Genomic DNA, 21040 nt, shown 5'->3' on the forward strand with positions numbered 1-21040 from the left:
TATTAGTTTTTCATTAATATACAGGTTTTAGGCATATCAAATAATAAAAGGTGAGGGGATGGCCGAACAATTAAGATGGGTTTTAATCGTTATCAGTGTAATTGTCATTGGTGGTTTATTAATACATGGATTGTGGTCAGTTAGAAAAAAAGACCGCCCAGAAGTATCGGATAATGAACGGGTTGAGCCATTACAACAAAGCGCACCAGCTTCATCTAAACCGTTTCGTACTGAGGCTGAGCCAAAAGAGCCAATGCAAGACGAACGTGATGAGCCACAATTTGGCGAGCTTAACTTTGATGCAAATGAGCCGCAAATTGATACAAGCGTGCCAGAAACACCGATTGAAGATGACTTAGAAATAGTTGATGATCTTGAAACAAAAGATCAAAGTGCTGAAGAAGCGCCTGCTCAAATGTCTGACTTTGTTATTGTGCATATTCAAATGCCAGAAGAGCTTAGTATGCAGGGCAGTAAACTATTACCAGCAGTTAATACTTTAGGTTTTAAATATTCTGAGGAAGGCTTTTTTAATCGCCACTTAGATCCGGCTGGCCAAGGTCCTGTTTTGTTTAGATTAGTAAATATGTACAACCCAGGTACGTTTGATATTGATAATATGGAACAATTTAGTACCGCTGGGGTAAGCTTATTTATGACGTTACCGTGCGACGGCGATGGTCTAGCGGCATTTAATATGTTGCACAGCGCAGCTAAAAAGTTAGCGGATGAATTTGGTGCACAAATTTTAGATGCTGAGCGAAATGAAATGACAGTAGAGCGCATCAGGCAATATGTTGAACAGGTTCGTTCTTTTTCAGCGTAAATAACGCATACATTATATTTTTATAAGCCACTGGACGGTGAATCGTCAAAGTGGCTTTTTTTATGTTTATTGAGGTTTAAATGTCTAGCAGCATTAGTGAGCAAATTAATCATCTTCGTACTACATTAGAGCAACACAACTATAACTATTATGTGCTCGACACCCCCAGTATTCCTGATTCTGAATACGATAGGTTATTACGCGAATTAAGCGCACTAGAGATGCAGCACCCTGAATTTTTAACCGCCGACTCTCCGACACAAAAAGTAGGCGGTGCCGCACTGAGTAAATTTGAGCAAGTAGCGCACCAAGTACCCATGTTATCGCTTGATAACGCCTTTAGTGAAGAAGAGTTCACTGCGTTTAATCGCCGTATAAAAGAGCGTTTAATGAGTACCGATGAGCTTACTTTTTGTTGTGAGCCAAAACTTGATGGTTTAGCTGTATCAATTATTTATCGTGATGGTGTACTTGTACAAGCGGCTACGCGAGGTGATGGTTTTACCGGTGAAAACATTACTCAAAATGTAAAAACCATTCGTAATGTACCACTTAAGTTACGTGGCGATTACCCAAAAGAGCTTGAAGTGCGCGGCGAAGTATTTATGGACAGCGCTGGCTTTGATAAATTAAATACTGAAGCGCAAAAACGCGGTGAAAAAGTATTTGTTAATCCGCGTAATGCAGCCGCGGGGAGTTTGCGTCAACTCGACTCTAAAATTACAGCTAAACGCCCACTCATGTTTTATGCCTATAGTACCGGGCTTGTAGCAGATGGCAGCATTCCTGAGGATCACTATCAGCAACTAGAAAAGCTGACTGACTGGGGGTTACCACTGTGCCCAGAAACAAAATTAGTTGAAGGTCCTAAAGCCGCGCTTGAGTACTACAGCGATATTTTAACGCGCCGTGGTGAGCTTAAATATGAAATTGATGGCGTAGTAATAAAAATAAACCAAAAGGCCTTACAAGAGCGTTTAGGCTTTGTGGCACGTGCTCCTCGTTGGGCTATTGCGTATAAGTTTCCGGCGCAAGAGGAAATAACCCAACTACTTGATGTTGATTTTCAAGTCGGTCGTACTGGCGCCATTACACCTGTTGCACGTTTGAAGCCTGTTTTTGTGGGTGGCGTTACCGTATCAAATGCAACGCTTCATAACAGTGATGAAGTTGCACGTTTAGGCGTAAAAGTAGGCGATACAGTTATTATTCGCCGCGCAGGAGATGTAATCCCACAAATAACGCAAGTTGTACTTGAGCGCCGCCCTGATGATGCCAGAGATATCGAATTTCCAGTAACTTGTCCTATTTGTGACTCTCATGTTGAAAAGGTTGAAGGCGAAGCTGTCGCTCGTTGTACGGGTGGGCTTGTATGTCCTGCACAACGCAAACAAGCAATTAAACACTTTGCGTCACGCAAAGCGCTGGATATAGACGGCCTTGGCGATAAAATTGTTGATCAGTTGGTAGACAGAGAGCTTATAAAAACGCCCGCTGATTTGTTTATTTTAAAACAAGGACATTTTGAATCACTTGAACGCATGGGACCTAAGTCAGCCCAAAATTTAGTAACAGCCCTTGAAGAGGCGAAAGGCACTTCGCTTGCTAAGTTTTTATATTCATTAGGTATTCGCGAAGCAGGTGAGGCAACAGCACAAAATTTAGCTAATCACTTCCTTACCCTTGAAAATATAATAAATGCCAGCATTGATAGTTTAACGCAGGTAAGTGATGTAGGCGAAATAGTTGCAACACATGTTCGAAGCTTTTTTGATGAAGAGCATAATTTAGAAGTTGTTAATGCGCTTATAGAGCAAGGCATAAACTGGCCAGCGTTGAGTGCACCTTCTGAAGAAGAACAACCGCTTGCTGGGCTTACTTATGTACTTACTGGTACGCTAAATACGCTTAATCGTAATGACGCAAAAGCACGCTTACAGCAACTAGGTGCTAAAGTATCTGGTAGCGTATCAGCGAAAACTGATGCGTTAGTCGCGGGTGAAAAAGCAGGTTCAAAACTGACTAAAGCCCAAGATTTAGGTATCGACATACTCACGGAAGATGAATTAATTGAGCTGCTTCAAAAGCATAATGGTTAGGACGCAACAATGAGCCGATACGGTCCAGAATACTGGGATAAGTACGGAAGTTACCGAACTCCTATTGCATTTAATTTAAGTTTGCTTGTGCTATTACGTGGCTATTTTATTTGGGTGATTGCGGCTTTAAGTCGCAGGCCTGAACTTGATTTAATGTCGTTATTTTTTAAAAATAAAAATGATTTTTTTATTGCAATAGCAATTGGAAGTATCGCAATAATACCAACTATTTTATTTTGTTTACGCAGACCACGAGATTCACACAGTGCGAGCGATAAGTTAGCAAAAATATGGCGGCATATGCGCTGGCCCCTTATTGTATGTGCTGTTGTTGATTTAACATGGTTAAGTATTCAAGCCGCGCATAGCCATTATCGATTTTCGTCATTTTTAGCAGTACAAATGATGATTGTTTTATGGGTATTGTGGTATTTGGTGAAAAGCCGTTATTTAACCGTTTTTTTTAATGATTGGCCTGAGCCAACAGAAAAAGCATCAGAAGAAAAAAAGCGACTTAAAAGGGATTAGTTTTGGACGCTGTAAATAAAAAAATAGCGATAGCTATATCGTTAATAGGGTTAGTGCTTATTATTTTAATGATTAGCACTGAGCTTTTAGAGTCTATGTGGTTTAAAGCGCTATTTGGGTTGTGGGTATTTGTTTTTTGCTCAAGCGTTTATAGGCTAACGCCCTTATTTAAATCAAGAAACAGGCTAGAGGATTTTATTCAGCGAGATGCCCAACATTTACTGCTTTTTAGTTTGATGGGATTTTTTGATAAAAAGCATGGTCCAAATTGGTTAGTTATTGAGAGTATTGAACGCATAACAACAAAGGATGATGAGCTAATTATTTACAGTAATAACGAGCGCCAAATGAGTGTTAGTTTACCTGTAAAAAAAGCAGAGCTAGATAGTTTTATTAAACGAATACTTACCGACTCAGAAAAACAAAATATTACCTTTAGCTGAGGAGATTACCTTTAAGATTGAACGAGTTTTAGTTTTAAACGGTCAACACTCTTTAGCTGATCTCTAGTGTATTAAATAACGTAATAATTGACCGTACTTCTTATAAATTTATTAAGTACGGTTAATCAACTATTCAATGAGGCTATTATGTTGAAGTGGAATGATGTTATTAACTTTGCCACCAACGGCAATCCTACCCCAAGTAAAAAAGTAGTCAAAACTGACGAGCAGTGGCGGATGCAACTATCAGAAGATGAATATTACGTAACACGTAAGAAAGGAACAGAGCGCCCAGATAGCTCGGGTAGTTGTACATTACTTGAACCTGGCAAGTATGTGTGTATTTGCTGTGATAACCTATTGTTTGATGCCGATGAAAAGTTTGATAGTGGCACTGGTTGGCCGTCATTTACGCTACCTGCGACAATTGAAGCGATTGGTTATGTAAATGATACAAGTCATGGTATGGAGCGCATAGAGGTGGTTTGTAATGTGTGCGATTCGCACTTAGGCCATATTTTTCCAGATGGCCCATTACCAACAGGTTTACGTTATTGCGTTAATGCTGCAGCAATGAAAAAGCTCTAATATTTTATTTACTAGCGCTTTGAATATCTAAATTCATTTCTTTTGCTATATGTAAAATCTTATCTAAACGCTGCGTCTGATCTGCTTGTAATTTAGTTTTATCAAGAAGGGCGTAGCATCTTCTAGCAAGATCCATATTAAATGAGCTGCCAGATTGCTTGGTTGAATCAAATAGGCACTGTAATAAATTAAGTGCAATACTTTGATTGCGAGGCATGACTCTAAACGCTTGCGTAAAAGCTTCCAGCGCAGTATTTAACTGCCCTTTATTAAATTGATTAACGGCATGGTTATTAAGCTCTTTTGGACCCATTTTAATATCGCGTCGCTCACTTTGTTGCTGCTGAATATAACGCAAGTAAGTTGTGTCGCTAACTGCAGGGTGTCTTTCACAGTGGCTAATTATTTGTGTGAATAAGGTTTGCGCCTTCTGATGAAACCCCAGTTCATGAAATGCTTTTGCTTTATCAAGTGCTCCATCAACCGATCGGATATGAGTATCGTCGTCATCAAGCTGCTCAATTAGTTTTTTTGCTTTTTGATGCTCGTCTTTTAAGTAATGAAGTCGTGCATTAAGTACATCAATCTGAGCTTGATTTGCATTATTAGGAAACTGTTTTTTTAAATCATTAATGTACTGATTTGTTTGTCTAGAAATTCGTTGAATTTGATCAGTTTGATCAGTCGTTAACGCAAAGTCGATACCGGCACGTGCTGCATTCAAATATACATCGGGGTGGTCGTGTATTGAGTGCTTTGCAAAGGTGGCTATATCTTTTTGAGTTAAATAGCTTTTTTCGTAGTCGTGATTAATTAGCGACACATTACTTAACGATTTTTGGCGTGTGATGTTTCGCGGTGCAATGTCTGCTGCTTGACTTAAAAAACTTTGTGCTAGCTCAAACTGATTTAGCTTTATTTCTAATCTGCCCAACAAATCAAGGGCTACTAAACGAGTTTCTTGGCGCTCTAACATTGTCTTGAGCATTCGCTGCGCCAAAATATGTTCGTTATTCGCTATAAGTGCCTCTACTAAACCTACTTTTGCCCAAGCAAATTTTTGAATATCGAGAACAGACTTAAAAAAGTCTTTTGCATCTTGAGCACGCTTTAAGCGAAGTAGGGCATCGCCTTTTAAGCGAAGTAGGATAGGACTGTAATTATTATTTTTTTTATCCAGAGCGGTATCAATAAATTTAATAGCTTTTGAATCGTTACCATCATCAATTAATGAATACACTGTTTGTAAGTCGTGTTTACGCTTTAAGATTCGTTCAATGCGTGTTTTAAGCTCTTGTACTGTAAAAGGCTTAACTAAAAAGTCATCTGGCTGCAGCTCAAGAACACTATGAACGAGTGAGCCACTTGTTTCTGCTGAGATAAAAATAAAGCCAGTCGAACTTTTTATGAGCTGCTTTACACGTAGCTCTTCATAAAGCTGGTAGCCATCTTGGTGTTTGTTTAACTTGAATGAGCAAACTATTAGATCAAATTCTTCACTTAAACACTGCTCTTTTGCAGAGTTTGCATGATCAGCAAAGCGCAACTGCCGAAAGCCAAGCCTTTCTAACGATTGTTTCATATAGCTTTGAGCAAGTGGCTGCTCCTCTACTATAAGTATTTTGGCTTTTGAATAGATCTTAGTTGGCATTGGCTTAAGCGTAATTGTATTTAACACAGACTATAATCAACAGTTTAACTCCTTACAAGGGAATTTAAATGATAGCTGTATTTATTAGGTACTTAACTTTGTCTAATACGTTTATCTAACTTCGAAAGTACTGAGCCGAATAGCATAATTAAAAACTAAATAAGTAAAATGGAAACGCTATATTTGATGAGCGCTTTGATATGGTAATTTAGATTTTAATAAAAATATGAAATGTATTTAAGGTAAAAAGAGGAGTTAAACGTATTTAATATGGGAAAAAGTTATTACTAGAGAGGTTATCTGATGGTATTTATATGTGGTGGGTGATACTGGACTTGAACCAGTGACCCTCGCCTTGTAAGGGCGATGCTCTCCCAACTGAGCTAATCACCCACATATAATAGGTATGCCTGTTATTTAATTCTTTATTATCAATTGACCGCTTGATGTAATTTGGTGGGTGATACTGGACTTGAACCAGTGACCCTCGCCTTGTAAGGGCGATGCTCTCCCAACTGAGCTAATCACCCAAATTACATTTTAATATGCACCATTCTAGGAATGGTGGGTCGTACTGGACTTGAACCAGTGACCCTCGCCTTGTAAGGGCGATGCTCTCCCAACTGAGCTAACGACCCATATTAAATTTTAAAACGCGACTATTGATACAATAATAGGTTTATATGTGGTGGGTGATACTGGACTTGAACCAGTGACCCTCGCCTTGTAAGGGCGATGCTCTCCCAACTGAGCTAATCACCCACATATAAATTAAAACGCTACTATTAAAATAAATAGTACTGGACTTCAACCAGTGAACCTCGCCGTTACTTGTAAATAGCGGTGATGCTCTCTTTTTTCTAACTGAGCTAACGACCCATTTAGATTTTTTTGTAATATGCACCATTTAAAAAATGGTGGGTCGTACTGGACTTGAACCAGTGACCCTCGCCTTGTAAGGGCGATGCTCTCCCAACTGAGCTAACGACCCATATTACATGCTACTACCGATATAGATAGTACTGGACTTTAACCAGTGAACTTCGCCATCTTTTATAAAAGGCGGTGATGCTCTCTTTTCTTGTAACTGAGCTAACGACTCATATTACAATTTTAAAACACGACTATTAATATAGTAATAGGTTTTATATGTGGTGGGTGATACTGGACTTGAACCAGTGACCCTCGCCTTGTAAGGGCGATGCTCTCCCAACTGAGCTAATCACCCACATATAAATTAAAACGCTACTATTAAATAAATAGTACTGGACTTTAACCAGTGAACTTTGCCGTTACTTGTAAGTAGCGGTAATGCTCTCTATTTTCTAACTGAGCTTATGACCCATATAGAATTTAGATGTGAACACTTTAACTAAAAAGTGGTGGGTGATACTGGACTTGAACCAGTGACCCTCGCCTTGTAAGGGCGATGCTCTCCCAACTGAGCTAATCACCCACATCTAAACAACATTGCATTGCTGCGTTGTTGTGGGGCGCTATTATAGATAGAGTTGGAAATGTGTCAACACTTGAATGATAAAAATGTGCTGAATGAAGGTTTTATAAACAATAGGATATGGTTGAAGTCTATTTTATCATCAAATTTGATATTGCAGTTCAATTAAGCACCTAAAAGTGAGTAGGGAATTGTACTTTATTAACCTTAAATTTAGTTTTACGATACTCATTGTTTTTTTACTGGAGTCGTTTTTATGATTATGAGCAAGATGGATTAATATTAGGGCGAGTTATTTAGTGAATAGAGCGGTCCTTTAAAAATGAATTTAATCTAAACTTCCCAAAACAAATGCTATTTCAGCATTCTAAACTCTATTTTTGTACTTACTTTATTTTTATAAGCCAACCTAGCCATCTCGTAAATACGTATTCCTCGCTACTAGCCTTCGGATTAAGACTAAATAGCTCACATATAACTAGGGCGTGTTGACCTTTGTGGATTCAAATTTGTTCAATCTAGGACGATTAAATCGCGGCGCGAGGTTTGTAACCTAGTGGGCTCGGTAACTGCTCCTGCGTTACCCTAATGGCTTACATCCATGTAAGAATAAGTAAAAACCGAGCAAAGCTTCCGCTTCACCCACCAAAGATCAACCCGCCCTGAAGTTTTATACATAGAATTACGAAGCAACAGTGCTCTTTTAAAAATGCTCTTTAAACAATAATCGAATTTTTTAGTACGAGTTACGCTGGTTATTAAGCAAGTAAAGGCTGCGGGTACTCTCAAACCTACATTTAAGTTTTGGTTATTATAAGCAATTGTAACTTTTAAAAGATTAAAGCGATTGGCGGGGCCTTAATTGGTAGTTTTTTAGATAAGTTTAATTTGCATATAAATGTATACCTTTGCTTTGATGCAATTTTGTTGCATTAAATAGGGGAGTAGGGTGTTGTTAAGTATTCGCTGCAATATAGTGATGTTATTATAAGCAGTAGGGCTAGAATCTTATTCAAATTGTATTTTTTAGCACGCTTGATAGCCAGTTTGTTGAAAATTAAACCATTTAAATAAAGCTAGGTAAAAAACTGTTGACTTTATTTTGGGTGGTGCATAGAATGCGCCCCGCACTAAGCGATACACGATGTGTTTATCACGGCGGGTATTGATTAAGTTGGGGCCATAGCTCAGCTGGGAGAGCGCTTCGCTGGCAGTGAAGAGGTCTGCGGTTCGATCCCGCATGGCTCCACCAAAAATTAGTGTTTTGTCCTAGGGTAGCAGTTTTCTGTGTCCCCATCGTCTAGAGGCCTAGGACACCGCCCTTTCACGGCGGTAACAGGGGTTCGAATCCCCTTGGGGACGCCACTTAACTTTTATTAGTTAAAGGCGGTTTTACCGAGAAAATAGCGTCACAATTAAAGCTCGAGTCTTTACTTGTATTAAACGCAATTACCTTAAAGCTCATGATGTGAGTTAAACTTATCAACTGTCCTAGTGATACATTTATGTGTCCCCATCGTCTAGAGGCCTAGGACACCGCCCTTTCACGGCGGTAACAGGGGTTCGAATCCCCTTGGGGACGCCACTTACTTATTTTAATAGGGAAGTGAAGTGTTATTAAGAAAGCTCGCCTGAAACGAGTCTAAAAATTCAGTTGTCCTAGTGACACATTTATGTGTCCCCATCGTCTAGAGGCCTAGGACACCGCCCTTTCACGGCGGTAACAGGGGTTCGAATCCCCTTGGGGACGCCACTTACTTATTTTAATAGGGAAGTGAAGTGTTATTAAGAAAGCTCGCCTGGAACGAGTCTAAAAATTCAGTTGTCCTAGTGACACATTTATGTGTCCCCATCGTCTAGAGGCCTAGGACACCGCCCTTTCACGGCGGTAACAGGGGTTCGAATCCCCTTGGGGACGCCACTTACTTATTTTAATAGGGAAGTGAAGTGTTATTAAGAAAGCTCGCCTGAAACGAGTCTAAAAATTCAGTTGTCCTAGTGACATATTTATGTGTCCCCATCGTCTAGAGGCCTAGGACACCGCCCTTTCACGGCGGTAACAGGGGTTCGAATCCCCTTGGGGACGCCACTTGCTATTTTAAGTATTGTGTAAAGCAGTGTGACACCGCACTCTCTATGCACGACGTTATCAAGAGTACTAATCTCTTGGGGACGCCACTTACTTATTTTAATAGGGAAGTGAAGTGTTATTAAGAAAGCTCGCCTGGAACGAGTCTAAAAATTCAGTTGTCCTAGTGACACATTTATGTGTCCCCATCGTCTAGAGGCCTAGGACACCGCCCTTTCACGGCGGTAACAGGGGTTCGAATCCCCTTGGGGACGCCACTTACTTATTTTTTATAGGGAAGTGAAGTGTTATTAAGAAAGCTCGCCTGAAACGAGTCTAAAAATTCAGTTGTCCTAGTGACACATTTATGTGTCCCCATCGTCTAGAGGCCTAGGACACCGCCCTTTCACGGCGGTAACAGGGGTTCGAATCCCCTTGGGGACGCCACTTACTATTTTAAGTATTGTGTAAATCAGTGTGACACCGCACTCTCTATGCACGACGTTATCAAGAGTACTAATCTCTTGAGGACGCAACTTACTCGTTTTTTAATAGGGAAGTGTAGTGTTATTAAGATAAAATCCAAAAATCCAAAAATCCAAAAATCCAAAAATCCAAAAATCCAAAAATCCAAAAATCCAAAAATCCAAAAATCCAAAAATCCAAAAATCCAAAAATCCAAAAATCCAAAAATCCAAAAATCCAAAAATCTAAAAATATTCAGTACTTATAAAGATTCAATTTGGTAGCATAAATTTAAACATCCAACTTTATTAGGAGGATTTATGGCAAGTGGATGGGCGCGAGACGGTGCAATTCAAGATCAAATTGATGCAAGTGTTAACGACGCCGTACAGTATGCAAGAAGCAATTTAATATCTGGTGCAAGTGCTGAGCTATGTGACGAGTGCGATGAGAAAATCCCACAAGCACGAAGGCTCGCGTTACCGGGTGTACGCTACTGTGTGCAATGCCAAGCTGCAATAGAAGGTAATGGTGCTAGCGCTAAATCGTTTAATAGGCGTGGTAGTAAAGATAGTCAGTTGCGTTAAAAAAAGGTGCTGCAAAGCACCTTTTATTTAATACCAATCTGCATAACCATCTGAACAATATATAAAATTAAACCCCTCCATAGTTATACCAACCAGCATAAATCTTTGATCAATTTAACGAATTAAATTGCACTATAACGTCGTTGAAAATTTTTTATTTAGAACAACTAGATACAAAAATTTTTGCCTAGTTCTAGCGTAATTTTCTTAACGTTAAATAGACCCCATATAAAAGCAGATTGGCATTAAGCAAATTGTTATTACTTGAATTGGTTGTTAAGTAATTTAAAATTTACTCATGTCTTCTTTTTTCTGAATTAACTCAATTGCATAGCCATCAGGGTCTTTTACAAAAGCAATTTCAGTAGTACCGCCTTTTACAGGCCCTGGTTCACGGCTTACATTGCCACCAGCAGCTTTAATATCTGCACATGCTTTGTAAATATCATCAAACTCAATAGCAATATGACCATATCCATTACCTAGGTCGTAGCTATCCTCGTCCCAGTTATAAGTTAGCTCTAAGACTGTGTTATCTGCTTCGTCGCCATATCCAACAAAGGCAAGAGTGTATCTGTATTCACTGTTATCAGCTCTGCGTAATTCTTTCATACCTAATATTTCAGTATAAAAAGCAATTGATTTATCCAAATCGGCTACACGAAGCATAGTATGTAATAAACGCATTTTTAGTTCCTTTAGTTATTTATTCAAAGTTAAGGGTATTTTTAACTAAGCGCTATTATTAAGCGCGTTTTAGGGGGGTTATATGTATTAGCCATATATATAGGCATTACATATAAATCACAAGCTTAATATGAGAGTAGGCTTAAAACAGTTTGAGTTCGACCTTTATAAATTACCAATTAATGAATCATTTTATTAAATTTTGGATATTTAAATAACCAGTACTCAATTATTGGTCAACCTATTAGTATAAAAAAGTTACTGATTGTTCAACAAAAGTTAACCTTTGCTTAATTGTGCTGTTTATATGTAACCATTTGTTTTAATAGTATATTAAATTAATTTTTGTGTAATTTGTAAAAATGTGGCGTTTGCTTGGTTAACTTATTGGTTGACAAAAAAGGCGTATGGTAATACAGTTTTTGCATACCAATTGGTAAGTTGCTTGGTTTGAGTGAATACAATGTATTGGTAATTAATCAGAGTTACGTTTTGCATAGGTTAATTTATAAATAACTCAAGCTTAAAGTTACTCTACAAATTGAAACAAAAGACACAGCGTATTTATAGAGTAAATTTTACTTGTTCTTATAAAAGTATGCGCCACATATTTAGGAGTTATTCATGTCAAAACCAGTCATCGGTTTCATCGGCTTAGGCTTAATGGGCGGCAACATGGCCGAAAATTTACAAAACAAAGGCTATGAGCTAATTGTTATGGACCTTAGCAAAGATGCGGTTGCAGCATGTGTTGCTAGAGGCGCAAAAACAGCAAGCACTGCAAAAGAGTTAGCTGAAGGTTCAGATATTGTTATGTTTTGTCTTACAACGTCTGCCGTTGTAGAAAAAATTGTTTACGCAGAAGACGGTATCCTAGCGGGTATTAAAGAAGGTGCAGTATTAGTTGATTTTGGTACTTCTATCCCATCATCTACTAAAAAAATTGGTGCTGATTTAGCAGCTAAAGGCGCAGGCATGATCGACGCGCCACTAGGTCGTACACCAGCACATGCTAAAGACGGCCTTTTAAACATTATGGCTGCAGGCGATATTGATACATTCAATAAAGTTAAACCAGTACTGGAAGATCAAGGTGAAAACGTTTTCCATCTTGGCGAGCTAGGTGCAGGTCATACAACTAAGCTTATCAACAACTTCATGGGCATGACTACAGTATGTGCTATGTCACAAGCATTTGCAGTGGCAGAGCTTGCTGGTGTTGACCGTCAACAACTTTTCGACATTATGTCGACTGGCCCATCTAACTCACCGTTTATGCAATTTTGTAAAAATTATGCAGTTGATAATGTTAGCGACCTGGGTTTCTCGATTGCTAATGCAAACAAAGATTTAGGCTACTTCCTACAAATGGTAGAAGACCTAGGCACTGAATCAAAAATCGCTGAAGGTTCATCAGCTAACCTACAAGCAGCGTTTGACGCTGGTATGGGTCAAGGTAACGTTCCTGAAATTTTTGATTACTTCAAAAAGTTAGAAAAGTAATACTTCTCGACCTTATTGAGCGCTTTGAGCTTTAACTTAAAGCGCTTTAACACACATGACACCAATTGACTAAAGTCTTTGTGCAATGTCAGCCTTTTTTAATTCTGATGAAGCACTACTTTCAGTCACAACGAAAAAGAGTTAACTATGCGTTTGATTAATACAATAAAGCTTAGTCTAGTTCTCATCGGTTGCATATCCACACAAGTAGCGGCCAAAGATTATTTTATAGAAAATAAACAAGCTTTTAATGATATCGCAGCTAATCTAGTTGCTGGCGACAAAGTAGTACTTAAAAATGGTACTTGGTCTAACTTCGAAATTTTACTTGAAGGCCAAGGTACAAAAAACTCTCCTATTATATTAACCGCTGAAACTAACGGAAAAGTAATTCTATCAGGTCAATCTAACCTAAGACTTGCAGGTAAATACCTTGAAGCTTCTGGTTTAGTATTTAAAGACGGCTACACACCGAGCTCAGCTGTAATAGAATTTCGTAAAAATAAAAATGAATTAGCCTACAATTCACGAGTTACTCAAACAGTAATCGATAATTACAGTAATCCAGACAAGCGAGAGTCTGATTATTGGGTTGCCTTATATGGACAACATAACCGCTTTGATCATAGTCATTTAGTTGGCAAACGAAATAAAGGTGTGACAGTTGCTGTTCGTTTAAATACTAAAGCAAGCCAGGAAAACTATCATCGTATAGATAACAACTATTTTGGCTACCGTCCTACTTTTGGTTCTAACGGTGGTGAAACACTGCGTATTGGCACAAGCCATTACTCACTAACTGATTCGCATACATTGGTTGAAAATAATTACTTTGAACGTACCAATGGTGAAGTAGAAATTGTTTCGGTTAAATCAGGTAAAAACATCCTTCGTAATAACGTATTTTATGAAGCGCGCGGTACATTAACGCTGCGCCATGGTAACGGCAATCTTATAGAAGAAAATATCTTTATTGGTAATGGTGTTGATCACACAGGTGGTATCCGCGTTATTAATAAAGATCAAATTGTAAGAAATAACTACCTACAAGGTCTAACAGGGTATCGTTTTGGCAGTGGTTTTACTGTGATGAACGGCGTACCAAATTCATCTATAAATCGTTATCACCAAGTTGAAAATGCGACAATTGAAAACAACACATTTATAAATGTGCGTCATATTCAACTTGCTGCAGGTAGCGATGCTGAGCGTAGCGCAGCCCCAAAAAATAGCGTAATGAAAAACAACTTAATCATAAACCAAAATGGTGAACAGCCATTTACAACATTCGACGATGTAAGTGGGTTAGTATTAAGTAACAACATTGCAGATACAAAAGTGCTTTCTGAGCTAACGTACGGTGTAAAAAAAGATAAAATCACGCTTGAAAAAGCAAGTAATGGTCTACTTTACCCAACATCTAAAAGTTTAAATGTAGGTGCAAAGCGCGATTTAAAAGTACTTAAAAAAGAAGATACCGGTGTTAGCTGGTATGCAAAAGTACCTGCTTTAGTTGATTTTGATTCTGGTAAGACACATTCTGTTAAAGCTGATGTAAGTGCATTACTAGACGCTATTGATAATGCCGAGTCGGGTGATGTTCTAGAGCTAGCGCCTGGCCAGTATGATGTTTCTAAACTGGTCAAAATTGATAAAACGTTGACAATTAAAGCAAAGCAGAACACAAAGTCTAAACTTACTTTTCAACGCTCTACCTTGTTTGAAATACATGATGGCGGCAGCTTAAAACTAGATGGTTTATCTATTTCAGGTGAAAACGCGCCAGATGCAATAGGTAACAGCATTGTTCGTACGCAAAAATGGGGTATGGTTGATAATTACCGCTTTGTAATGACCAACTCAGAGTTAAATGCTTTAGATATTAATCATTCATTCCATTTCTTTATCACAGGTAAAGGTGCAATGGCTGACGAAATTATTGTTACAGGTAATACCTTTAATACAGTAACAGGTGACATTTTACGTCTAAATACTGAAATTGAAGACTTAGGTGTTTATAACGCGGAATACGTTATTGTAAATAATAATACATTTAATGATGTGCAAGGTGGTGTACTTAAGCTTTACCGTGGTGGTACTGATGAAAGTACATTTGGCCCTCATTTTGAAATGACAAATAACACGCTTAATAACGTTGGCCTTGGTAAGCGTAACAAAGAGCAAGCGAGCATTTATGTTCACGGTGTTCAGGTTACTAATATCAAAGATAATAAATTTGTTAAATCTGCTCCTATTGTCGTAGAGCACACAGTAGGCGAGCCTAAAACTGAAATCTCAGGTAATACATTTGATGCAACTAAAGCACCAAGTGTTAAAGAACTAAGAGTTAAAGGCCCACATACAGCAGTATTAAAAAATAACAACATTTTAAATAAGGCAGGGTAAATACTATGTACTTATTAAAATGCCAAACAGGTTTTAAAATAGCGGCTGTAGCAGCACTTACATTACTTACATCATTGGGTGCGCATGCAGCACACCCAAACTTAGTAATTACTACTGATGACGTAAGTCATATGCGCCAAGCAATAGGCAGCGAAGGTAAATTTTCTACTGCGTTTGAGCTATTAAAAGCGCAAGTAGACGAACAAATAGCTCAACCAATTGCGGTACCTGTACCAAAAGATGGTGGTGGTGGTTATACACATGAACGCCACAAAAAAAATTATCAGCTTATGTATAACGCAGGCATCATTTATCAACTAAGCCAAGATGATAAATATGCAAATTACGTGCGTGATATGTTGCTTGAGTATGCAAAATTATACCCAACGCTTGGTCTGCATCCAAAACGTAAAATGGACTCGCAAAATCCAGGTAAGTTTTTTTGGCAAAGCCTAAATGAAGCAATGTGGCTTGTGTACACAATACAAGCTTATGATCTAATTCATGACTCGTTAAATGCCGATAACATTAAAACAATCGAGGATGACTTACTACGTCCTGTTTCGTTGTTCACATCAGTAGGCCAACCCTCTACATTTAATAAAGTACATAACCATGGAACATGGGCAACAGCGGGTGTTGGCATGGCAGGGTATGTATTAGGTGAACCTGAGTGGGTAGAAAAATCATTATACGATTTAGAAAAGTCGGGTAAAGGTGGCTTTATTAAGCAGCTAGAAATGCTGTTTTCACCACAAGGTTACTATAACGAAGGTCCTTACTATCAACGCTTTGCACTATTACCCTTTGTAACGTTTGCTAAAGCGATTGAAAACAACGAACCACAACGAAAAATCTTTGAATATCGCGATGGCATATTATTAAAAGCGATTGATACGACGATTCAACTTAGCTACAACGGTTTGTTTTTCCCAATTAACGATGCAATAAAAAGTAAAGGTATCGATACTATTGAGTTAGTTAATGGTGTAACGGCAGCATATGGCTTAACTAACGATGCGGGTTATTTAGATATTGCTAAGCAACAAGATCAAATAATTCTCTCTGGTGATGGACTAAAAGTAGCTCAAGCACTTGATAACAACATGGCAAAACCTTATTCGTTTAAATCTGTTGCCTTCGGCGATGGTAATGACGGTAAACAAGGTGCTCTAGTTGTAATGAGAACGCAGGTAGGTGGCGATCAAGCGCTACTATTTAAACCTGCTGCACAAGGCTTAGGTCACGGTCATTTTGATAAACTAACATGGCAATTTTACGACCATGGTAATGAAATTGTATCTGATTATGGCGCAGCACGTTTTTTAAATGTAGAAGCTAAATACGGCGGTCGTTATTTACCTGAAAACGAAACTTACGCTAAACACACTGTTGCGCACAATACGGTAGTGGTTGACGAAACAACGCATTTTAATGCAAATGCTGAAGTAGGAAATAGTAATTACCCTACACTTAACTTTTTCGAAACGAATGAATACGGCACGGTTTCAAGCGGCGAAATAAGCACAGCTTATAAAGGCGTTGATCTTGAGCGTACGCTTGCACTTATTAACTTACCTGAACTACAAAGCACAGTTGCACTTGATATATTTGATGTTGCTGCAAATAAAGCGCATCAGCTTGATTTGCCTTTGCATTATAAAGGTCAGCTTATCGATACCAGCTTTGAGCTAAAAGCGAATGCAACACAACTGTCTGCATTAGGTACTAAAAATGGCTACCAACATTTATGGCTTAAAGCTCAAGCGCAACCTCAAAGTGGTTTAGCTAAAGTAACGTGGTTAAACGAAAATGGTCGCTTTTATACGCAAACGAGTTTGGTTAAAGGTGATGAGTCTTTCTTGTTTACTCAAATAGGCGCAAACGACCCTGATTTTAACTTACGCAACGAAAACGGTTTTATTCGTCGTGTTGAGGGTCAAAAGCATCATAAATTTATATCTGTATTAGAGCCACATGGTGAGTACAACCCAAGTAAAGAATATACCCTAGAAGCTGTTAGTCGAGTTACAAAGCTTGAATATAGTCAGCAGGGCGATTTAACACTTGTTGAACTTGATATTAAAGGCAACTCATATTTAGTGGCTATTAATAAAGCACAAACATCAGCTAAAAACACATTCAATTATCAAAATAAAGAGTTCACTTTAAATGGCCGATTAGGCGTTTATATGATGAACAATAATCAGGAGTAAATAGGATGCAAAAGCAAAGCGCAAACTTTTCATTTGGTAACGAGACCGAAATAGAAGACTTAGGAAATGGTCTAAAACGTCAAATGCTAGGTTATAACGAAGAGCTAATGGCTGTTAAAATTTGGTTTGAGAAAGGGGCTATTGGTTATAACCATGCTCACAGACATTCTCAAGTAACGTATGTTGTTGAAGGTGAGTTTCACTTTAACATTGATGGCGTAACTAAAATCTTAAAACCGGGTGATAGCTGCTTAATCCCACCATTTGCTGATCATGGAGCTACCTGCCCAACAGGCGGAATCCTGATTGATACTTTTAGCCCAGCGCGTGAAGACTTTCTTGAGGATTAATTATGCAACTTAAAGGCTTACGTTGGTGGGTTATAGCGCTAATAGCGCTAGCTACCATTATTAACTATATCGACCGCCAAGCACTTAGTGTGCTTTGGCCGGACATTGTTGAAGATTTATTTCCTGATGAATCAGCGCTAGAACGCAAACAAATATACGCTAATATTTCTATTGTGTTTGTATTTGCTTATGCATTTGGTCAGGCAATCTTTGGTAAAATATTTGACTGGGTGGGCACACGCTTCGGTTTTGTACTATCAATAGGTGTTTGGTCTATTGCAACCGTTGCGCATGCATTTGCACAAGGTGTACTTAGTCTTAGTATTTTTCGCGCAATCTTAGGTGTAGCAGAAGCCGGTAACTGGCCTGGTGCAGCTAAAGGTAACGCAGAATGGTTCCCTACTAAAGAACGTGCTTTAGCACAGGGTATTTTTAACTCTGGCGCCGCAATTGGCGGCATTATTGCTATTCCTTTAATTGCTTATTTAACTATCTACTTTAGCTGGCAAATGGTGTTTGTTTTTGTTGGTGCATTAGGTTTCCTTTGGTTAGTTCCATGGTTAATTTTAGTTAAAGCACCGCCTAGCTCACATCCTTGGCTGACTGCCGAAGAACGTGAATATATCTTAACGGGTCAAAGACGTGTTGATGACAACGGTGATGTAACTGGTGAAGACGAAGAGGAATATAACCCTACAACTGCTGAGTTACTTTCTCGTAAGCAAAGCTGGGGTGTAATCATTGCCTCTGCCGCAATTGACCCAATTTGGTGGTTATTTGTATTTTGGATCCCTATTTACCTAAACGAAGTATACGGTATGGATGTTAAATCTATTGGTATATACGGTTGGGTACCTTATGTTGGCGCTATGTTTGGTGCTTGGTTTGGTGGCTTATTGGCTCAAAATCGACTCAAAGCAGGTTGGAATACAGATAAAACACGTAAGCTTACTATTACGCTGGGTTGTTTAATTATGTTACCAGCGCTACTTGCAATGGCAAATCCAGGCGGACCAACAACAGCGGTACTAATTATGGCTGTTATATTATTTGGTTTTCAAACTGCAATTGGTAACGTGCAAACACTACCAAGTGATTTGTTAGGTAAAAAAGCAGTGGGTACATTATCAGGTTTTTCTGGTATGGCGGCAAAGCTTGGTGCTGTAGGTCTTACATCGCTAGTACCTTTTCTTACTGCTGATGGTAACTACACACCAGCATTTGTAATTGGTGCTTCTTTAGCCATCATTGCAATGGCAGCTGTTTGGATTTTAATTCCAAAAATAGAACCTCTTAAAAAGCCTCAATAATCTAGATAATAACTGCTATGCCAACATATTTTGTATAAGTGCATAGCAGTTAACTACATAGGGTAACTTCCAAGATGAAAAATATTTACTTTATCGGTGAATGCATGGTCGAGCTTAGAGCTATGAGCGCGGCAACACTGCACCAATCATTTGCAGGCGATGTTTATAATTCTGCAGTGTATTTAAAACGTTGCTTCCCGCAGGTTACTACTTCGGTTGTTACGGCTTTAGGTCAAGATCATTTAAGTAAAAAAATGCTAGAACGCTTTGAGAGTGAACAAATAAATACGCAACTTGTATTTGCTCACGACACCAAAGTACCTGGTATGTACTACATAGAAACTGATGAGCATGGTGAGCGTAGCTTTATTTATTGGCGCAATGATTCTGCAGCCAAAAAGGTTGTTGATTTTTTAGATGCTGATGCACTCGAGCAGCTTAGCCAAGGTGATATGTTTTTCTTTTCAGGAATTTCATTAGCAATAATTGAAGAAAGTGCACGTGAAGACTTTTGGAAAGTGGTAAAGCAGCTTAAAGATGCTGGGGTTAAAATCGTTTTTGATCCTAACTACAGAGCACGTTTGTGGAATAGTGTAGAGGAAACAAAAGAGCAGTATCATTTAGCCTTTACGTTTGCAGATATTACCCTACCAGGCGTTGAAGATTTAACAACACTTTATGACGTTCATAGCGTAGAAGCAGTTGTTGAATATTTAAAGCCTTACCAAATTGAAGAAATTGTTGTTAAAAATGGCCCTGAATCGGTAGTGACAAAAGAGGGCGATACGCTTCAAAGCCACACCATAATACCGGTCAAAAACGTTGTAGATACAACATCAGCAGGGGATGCCTTTAACGGTGTTTACTTAGGTGCACGTTTATCTGATAAATCAATTTCAAGTGCTGTACAACTTGCTGCAAAAGCGGCAGGGACTGTTATACAGCAACCAGGTGCTATTGCTCCAAAAGATATATTTCAGCTAGCAATGGCTGAAGCTGGCATGTGATACCAATTTTATTAAAACATGATCACCTTAGCGTATTAAATAACTCACTAACTACGTTAAAAATTATTTATATAGAGCAACTATGTATCATAATTTTAGCTTTGTTATTGAGCTATTTTCTTGTCGCTATAATAGCTCATTAATTTAATGCAATTGGTATAACAAAATAATCAAACATTAAAGGCCGTTATACCTCGGCCGCATTACTTTTTATAAAGGAACAACGTTATGACTCGCTTTTCTGAACTTATGTCAGGACAAACACTGCTACCTATAATTCAAGCAGATACACCAGAGCAAGGTGTTCAAATAGCGAAAGCTATGGCCAATGCTGGCCTTACTTTAGTTGAAGTAGTGTTAAGAACAGAGGCATCATTAGAAGCATTGAAAGCTATTAAGGCACAGGTGCCTGAGCTAAAAGTAGGTGCGGGAACAGTCATCAATACTGATATTTTGGAGCAAGCACTTGAAGCGGGTTCTGATTTTATTGTAACCCCAGCGGTGTCTCCTACGTTACTTGAAGCACTTGCTAAATGTAATGTGCCGGTACTTCCTGGTGTATCAAACACCGGTGATATTTTAATGGCGCTTGAATATGGCTTTGAAGAGCAAAAATTATTCCCAGCATCGCTTGCCGGTGGCGCTCCTTTTGTGTCAGCTGTGTCGTCAGTATTTAGAGCAGTCAGCTTTTGTCCTACAGGTGGCGTTAGCGAAAGTAACAAAATGGACTATCTTTCTTTAAATAATGTATTCGCCGTTGGCGGTACTTGGATAGCGAAAAAAGAATGGGTTGAACAAGAAAATTGGCAAGCAATTACTGATTCTTGTATCCAGGCTTTAAAATAGAAAG

Annotated in this window: 15 protein-coding genes and 15 tRNA genes; 21 read left to right on the forward strand and 9 right to left on the reverse strand. The window is 38.7% G+C overall.

Features of this window, described 5'->3' with window-relative positions; all coding sequences use genetic code 11:
• The first annotated feature begins 58 nt into the window (after window positions 1-58).
• The 5 genes from zipA to msrB all read left to right on the forward strand — a co-directional run bounded on the left by zipA (window position 59) and on the right by msrB (window position 4484).
• Entirely contained in the window at window positions 59-826 is a 768-nt protein-coding gene (zipA, locus tag ABX891_RS07775; protein ID WP_024596342.1) for a cell division protein ZipA, read from the forward strand.
• A gap of 80 nt (window positions 827-906) precedes the next feature.
• A complete protein-coding gene (gene ligA / locus ABX891_RS07780; protein WP_354629236.1) occupies window positions 907-2925 on the forward strand; it encodes an NAD-dependent DNA ligase LigA in 2019 nt (672 codons plus the stop codon).
• Between the two features lie 9 nt (window positions 2926-2934).
• Window positions 2935-3453: a DUF2919 domain-containing protein gene (locus ABX891_RS07785; RefSeq protein ID WP_138489372.1), complete on the forward strand. Its 519-nt coding sequence runs from the start codon at window positions 2935-2937 to the stop codon at window positions 3451-3453.
• Window positions 3454-3455: 2 nt separating this feature from the next.
• Window positions 3456-3896: a hypothetical protein gene (locus tag ABX891_RS07790; protein ID WP_138489371.1), complete on the forward strand. Its 441-nt coding sequence runs from the start codon at window positions 3456-3458 to the stop codon at window positions 3894-3896.
• Between the two features lie 147 nt (window positions 3897-4043).
• Window positions 4044-4484 carry a peptide-methionine (R)-S-oxide reductase MsrB gene (msrB, locus tag ABX891_RS07795; RefSeq protein WP_354629237.1) on the forward strand — a complete coding sequence of 147 codons (441 nt, stop codon included), beginning with the start codon at window positions 4044-4046 and terminating at the stop codon, window positions 4482-4484.
• Window positions 4485-4488: 4 nt separating this feature from the next.
• Here the strand turns inward: msrB and ABX891_RS07800 are convergent, their stop codons facing one another.
• The 8 genes from ABX891_RS07800 to ABX891_RS07835 form a co-directional block, all read right to left on the reverse strand.
• Window positions 4489-6135, reverse strand: a complete 1647-nt coding sequence (locus tag ABX891_RS07800) for a response regulator (protein ID WP_354629238.1) — start codon at window positions 6133-6135, stop codon at window positions 4489-4491.
• Window positions 6136-6452: 317 nt separating this feature from the next.
• Window positions 6453-6528, reverse strand: a tRNA-Val gene (locus ABX891_RS07805).
• 61 nt (window positions 6529-6589) lie between these two features.
• Window positions 6590-6665 (reverse strand) — tRNA-Val (locus tag ABX891_RS07810).
• Between the two features lie 32 nt (window positions 6666-6697).
• A tRNA-Val gene (locus tag ABX891_RS07815) sits at window positions 6698-6773 on the reverse strand.
• Between the two features lie 48 nt (window positions 6774-6821).
• Window positions 6822-6897 (reverse strand) — tRNA-Val (locus tag ABX891_RS07820).
• Between the two features lie 153 nt (window positions 6898-7050).
• A tRNA-Val gene (locus tag ABX891_RS07825) sits at window positions 7051-7126 on the reverse strand.
• Window positions 7127-7287: 161 nt separating this feature from the next.
• A tRNA-Val gene (locus ABX891_RS07830) sits at window positions 7288-7363 on the reverse strand.
• A 152-nt stretch (window positions 7364-7515) separates the two neighbouring features.
• Window positions 7516-7591, reverse strand: a tRNA-Val gene (locus tag ABX891_RS07835).
• A gap of 1176 nt (window positions 7592-8767) precedes the next feature.
• On the opposite strand from ABX891_RS07835, the gene ABX891_RS07840 reads away from it, so the two are divergent.
• The 9 genes from ABX891_RS07840 (at window position 8768) to ABX891_RS07880 (ending at window position 10711) form a co-directional block, all read left to right on the forward strand.
• Window positions 8768-8843, forward strand: a tRNA-Ala gene (locus ABX891_RS07840).
• A gap of 37 nt (window positions 8844-8880) precedes the next feature.
• A tRNA-Glu gene (locus ABX891_RS07845) sits at window positions 8881-8956 on the forward strand.
• 144 nt (window positions 8957-9100) lie between these two features.
• Window positions 9101-9176, forward strand: a tRNA-Glu gene (locus ABX891_RS07850).
• Window positions 9177-9268: 92 nt separating this feature from the next.
• Window positions 9269-9344, forward strand: a tRNA-Glu gene (locus ABX891_RS07855).
• A gap of 92 nt (window positions 9345-9436) precedes the next feature.
• Window positions 9437-9512, forward strand: a tRNA-Glu gene (locus ABX891_RS07860).
• Window positions 9513-9604: 92 nt separating this feature from the next.
• Window positions 9605-9680: transfer RNA gene (locus ABX891_RS07865), tRNA-Glu, on the forward strand.
• 181 nt (window positions 9681-9861) lie between these two features.
• Window positions 9862-9937 (forward strand) — tRNA-Glu (locus tag ABX891_RS07870).
• Between the two features lie 93 nt (window positions 9938-10030).
• Window positions 10031-10106 (forward strand) — tRNA-Glu (locus tag ABX891_RS07875).
• Window positions 10107-10444: 338 nt separating this feature from the next.
• Window positions 10445-10711, forward strand: a complete 267-nt coding sequence (locus tag ABX891_RS07880; protein WP_197099219.1) for a DksA/TraR family C4-type zinc finger protein — start codon at window positions 10445-10447, stop codon at window positions 10709-10711.
• Window positions 10712-10996: 285 nt separating this feature from the next.
• Here the strand turns inward: ABX891_RS07880 and gloA are convergent, their stop codons facing one another.
• Window positions 10997-11398: a lactoylglutathione lyase gene (gene gloA / locus ABX891_RS07885; RefSeq protein WP_024594782.1), complete on the reverse strand. Its 402-nt coding sequence runs from the start codon at window positions 11396-11398 to the stop codon at window positions 10997-10999.
• Window positions 11399-12022: 624 nt separating this feature from the next.
• Between gloA and ABX891_RS07890 the strand changes: the two genes are divergently transcribed.
• The 7 genes from ABX891_RS07890 to eda all read left to right on the forward strand — a co-directional run bounded on the left by ABX891_RS07890 (window position 12023) and on the right by eda (window position 21036).
• Window positions 12023-12901, forward strand: coding sequence for an NAD(P)-dependent oxidoreductase (locus ABX891_RS07890; protein ID WP_002962960.1), 879 nt, complete (start codon window positions 12023-12025; stop codon window positions 12899-12901).
• Window positions 12902-13048: 147 nt separating this feature from the next.
• Window positions 13049-15307, forward strand: coding sequence for a chondroitinase-B domain-containing protein (locus tag ABX891_RS07895; protein ID WP_354629239.1), 2259 nt, complete (start codon window positions 13049-13051; stop codon window positions 15305-15307).
• A 5-nt stretch (window positions 15308-15312) separates the two neighbouring features.
• Complete coding sequence (locus ABX891_RS07900; protein WP_354629240.1) at window positions 15313-17523, forward strand: heparinase II/III domain-containing protein; 2211 nt, start codon at window positions 15313-15315, stop codon at window positions 17521-17523.
• Between the two features lie 5 nt (window positions 17524-17528).
• Complete coding sequence (locus ABX891_RS07905; protein WP_002962963.1) at window positions 17529-17873, forward strand: cupin domain-containing protein; 345 nt, start codon at window positions 17529-17531, stop codon at window positions 17871-17873.
• 2 nt (window positions 17874-17875) lie between these two features.
• A complete protein-coding gene (locus ABX891_RS07910; protein WP_002962964.1) occupies window positions 17876-19183 on the forward strand; it encodes an MFS transporter in 1308 nt (435 codons plus the stop codon).
• Window positions 19184-19257: 74 nt separating this feature from the next.
• Window positions 19258-20190: a sugar kinase gene (locus ABX891_RS07915; protein WP_354629241.1), complete on the forward strand. Its 933-nt coding sequence runs from the start codon at window positions 19258-19260 to the stop codon at window positions 20188-20190.
• A 228-nt stretch (window positions 20191-20418) separates the two neighbouring features.
• On the forward strand, window positions 20419-21036 hold the full coding sequence (gene eda, locus ABX891_RS07920) for a bifunctional 4-hydroxy-2-oxoglutarate aldolase/2-dehydro-3-deoxy-phosphogluconate aldolase (RefSeq protein WP_341604028.1): 618 nt from the start codon (window positions 20419-20421) through the stop codon (window positions 21034-21036).
• The last annotated feature ends 4 nt before the right edge of the window (window positions 21037-21040 follow it).

The organism is Pseudoalteromonas sp. NCIMB 1079 (genome assembly GCF_040567695.1).
GTDB lineage: Bacteria > Pseudomonadota > Gammaproteobacteria > Enterobacterales > Alteromonadaceae > Pseudoalteromonas > Pseudoalteromonas distincta.

Coding starts and splice junctions, on each gene's coding strand:
- zipA (WP_024596342.1), top strand. CDS start 59: ATGGCCGAACAATTAAGATGGGTTTTAATCGTTATCAGTGTAATTGTC.
- ligA (WP_354629236.1), top strand. CDS start 907: ATGTCTAGCAGCATTAGTGAGCAAATTAATCATCTTCGTACTACATTA.
- ABX891_RS07785 (WP_138489372.1), top strand. CDS start 2,935: ATGAGCCGATACGGTCCAGAATACTGGGATAAGTACGGAAGTTACCGA.
- msrB (WP_354629237.1), top strand. CDS start 4,044: ATGTTGAAGTGGAATGATGTTATTAACTTTGCCACCAACGGCAATCCT.
- ABX891_RS07800 (WP_354629238.1), bottom strand. CDS start 6,135: ATGCCAACTAAGATCTATTCAAAAGCCAAAATACTTATAGTAGAGGAG.
- ABX891_RS07880 (WP_197099219.1), top strand. CDS start 10,445: ATGGCAAGTGGATGGGCGCGAGACGGTGCAATTCAAGATCAAATTGAT.
- gloA (WP_024594782.1), bottom strand. CDS start 11,398: ATGCGTTTATTACATACTATGCTTCGTGTAGCCGATTTGGATAAATCA.
- ABX891_RS07890 (WP_002962960.1), top strand. CDS start 12,023: ATGTCAAAACCAGTCATCGGTTTCATCGGCTTAGGCTTAATGGGCGGC.
- ABX891_RS07895 (WP_354629239.1), top strand. CDS start 13,049: ATGCGTTTGATTAATACAATAAAGCTTAGTCTAGTTCTCATCGGTTGC.
- ABX891_RS07900 (WP_354629240.1), top strand. CDS start 15,313: ATGTACTTATTAAAATGCCAAACAGGTTTTAAAATAGCGGCTGTAGCA.
- ABX891_RS07905 (WP_002962963.1), top strand. CDS start 17,529: ATGCAAAAGCAAAGCGCAAACTTTTCATTTGGTAACGAGACCGAAATA.
- ABX891_RS07910 (WP_002962964.1), top strand. CDS start 17,876: ATGCAACTTAAAGGCTTACGTTGGTGGGTTATAGCGCTAATAGCGCTA.
- ABX891_RS07915 (WP_354629241.1), top strand. CDS start 19,258: ATGAAAAATATTTACTTTATCGGTGAATGCATGGTCGAGCTTAGAGCT.
- eda (WP_341604028.1), top strand. CDS start 20,419: ATGACTCGCTTTTCTGAACTTATGTCAGGACAAACACTGCTACCTATA.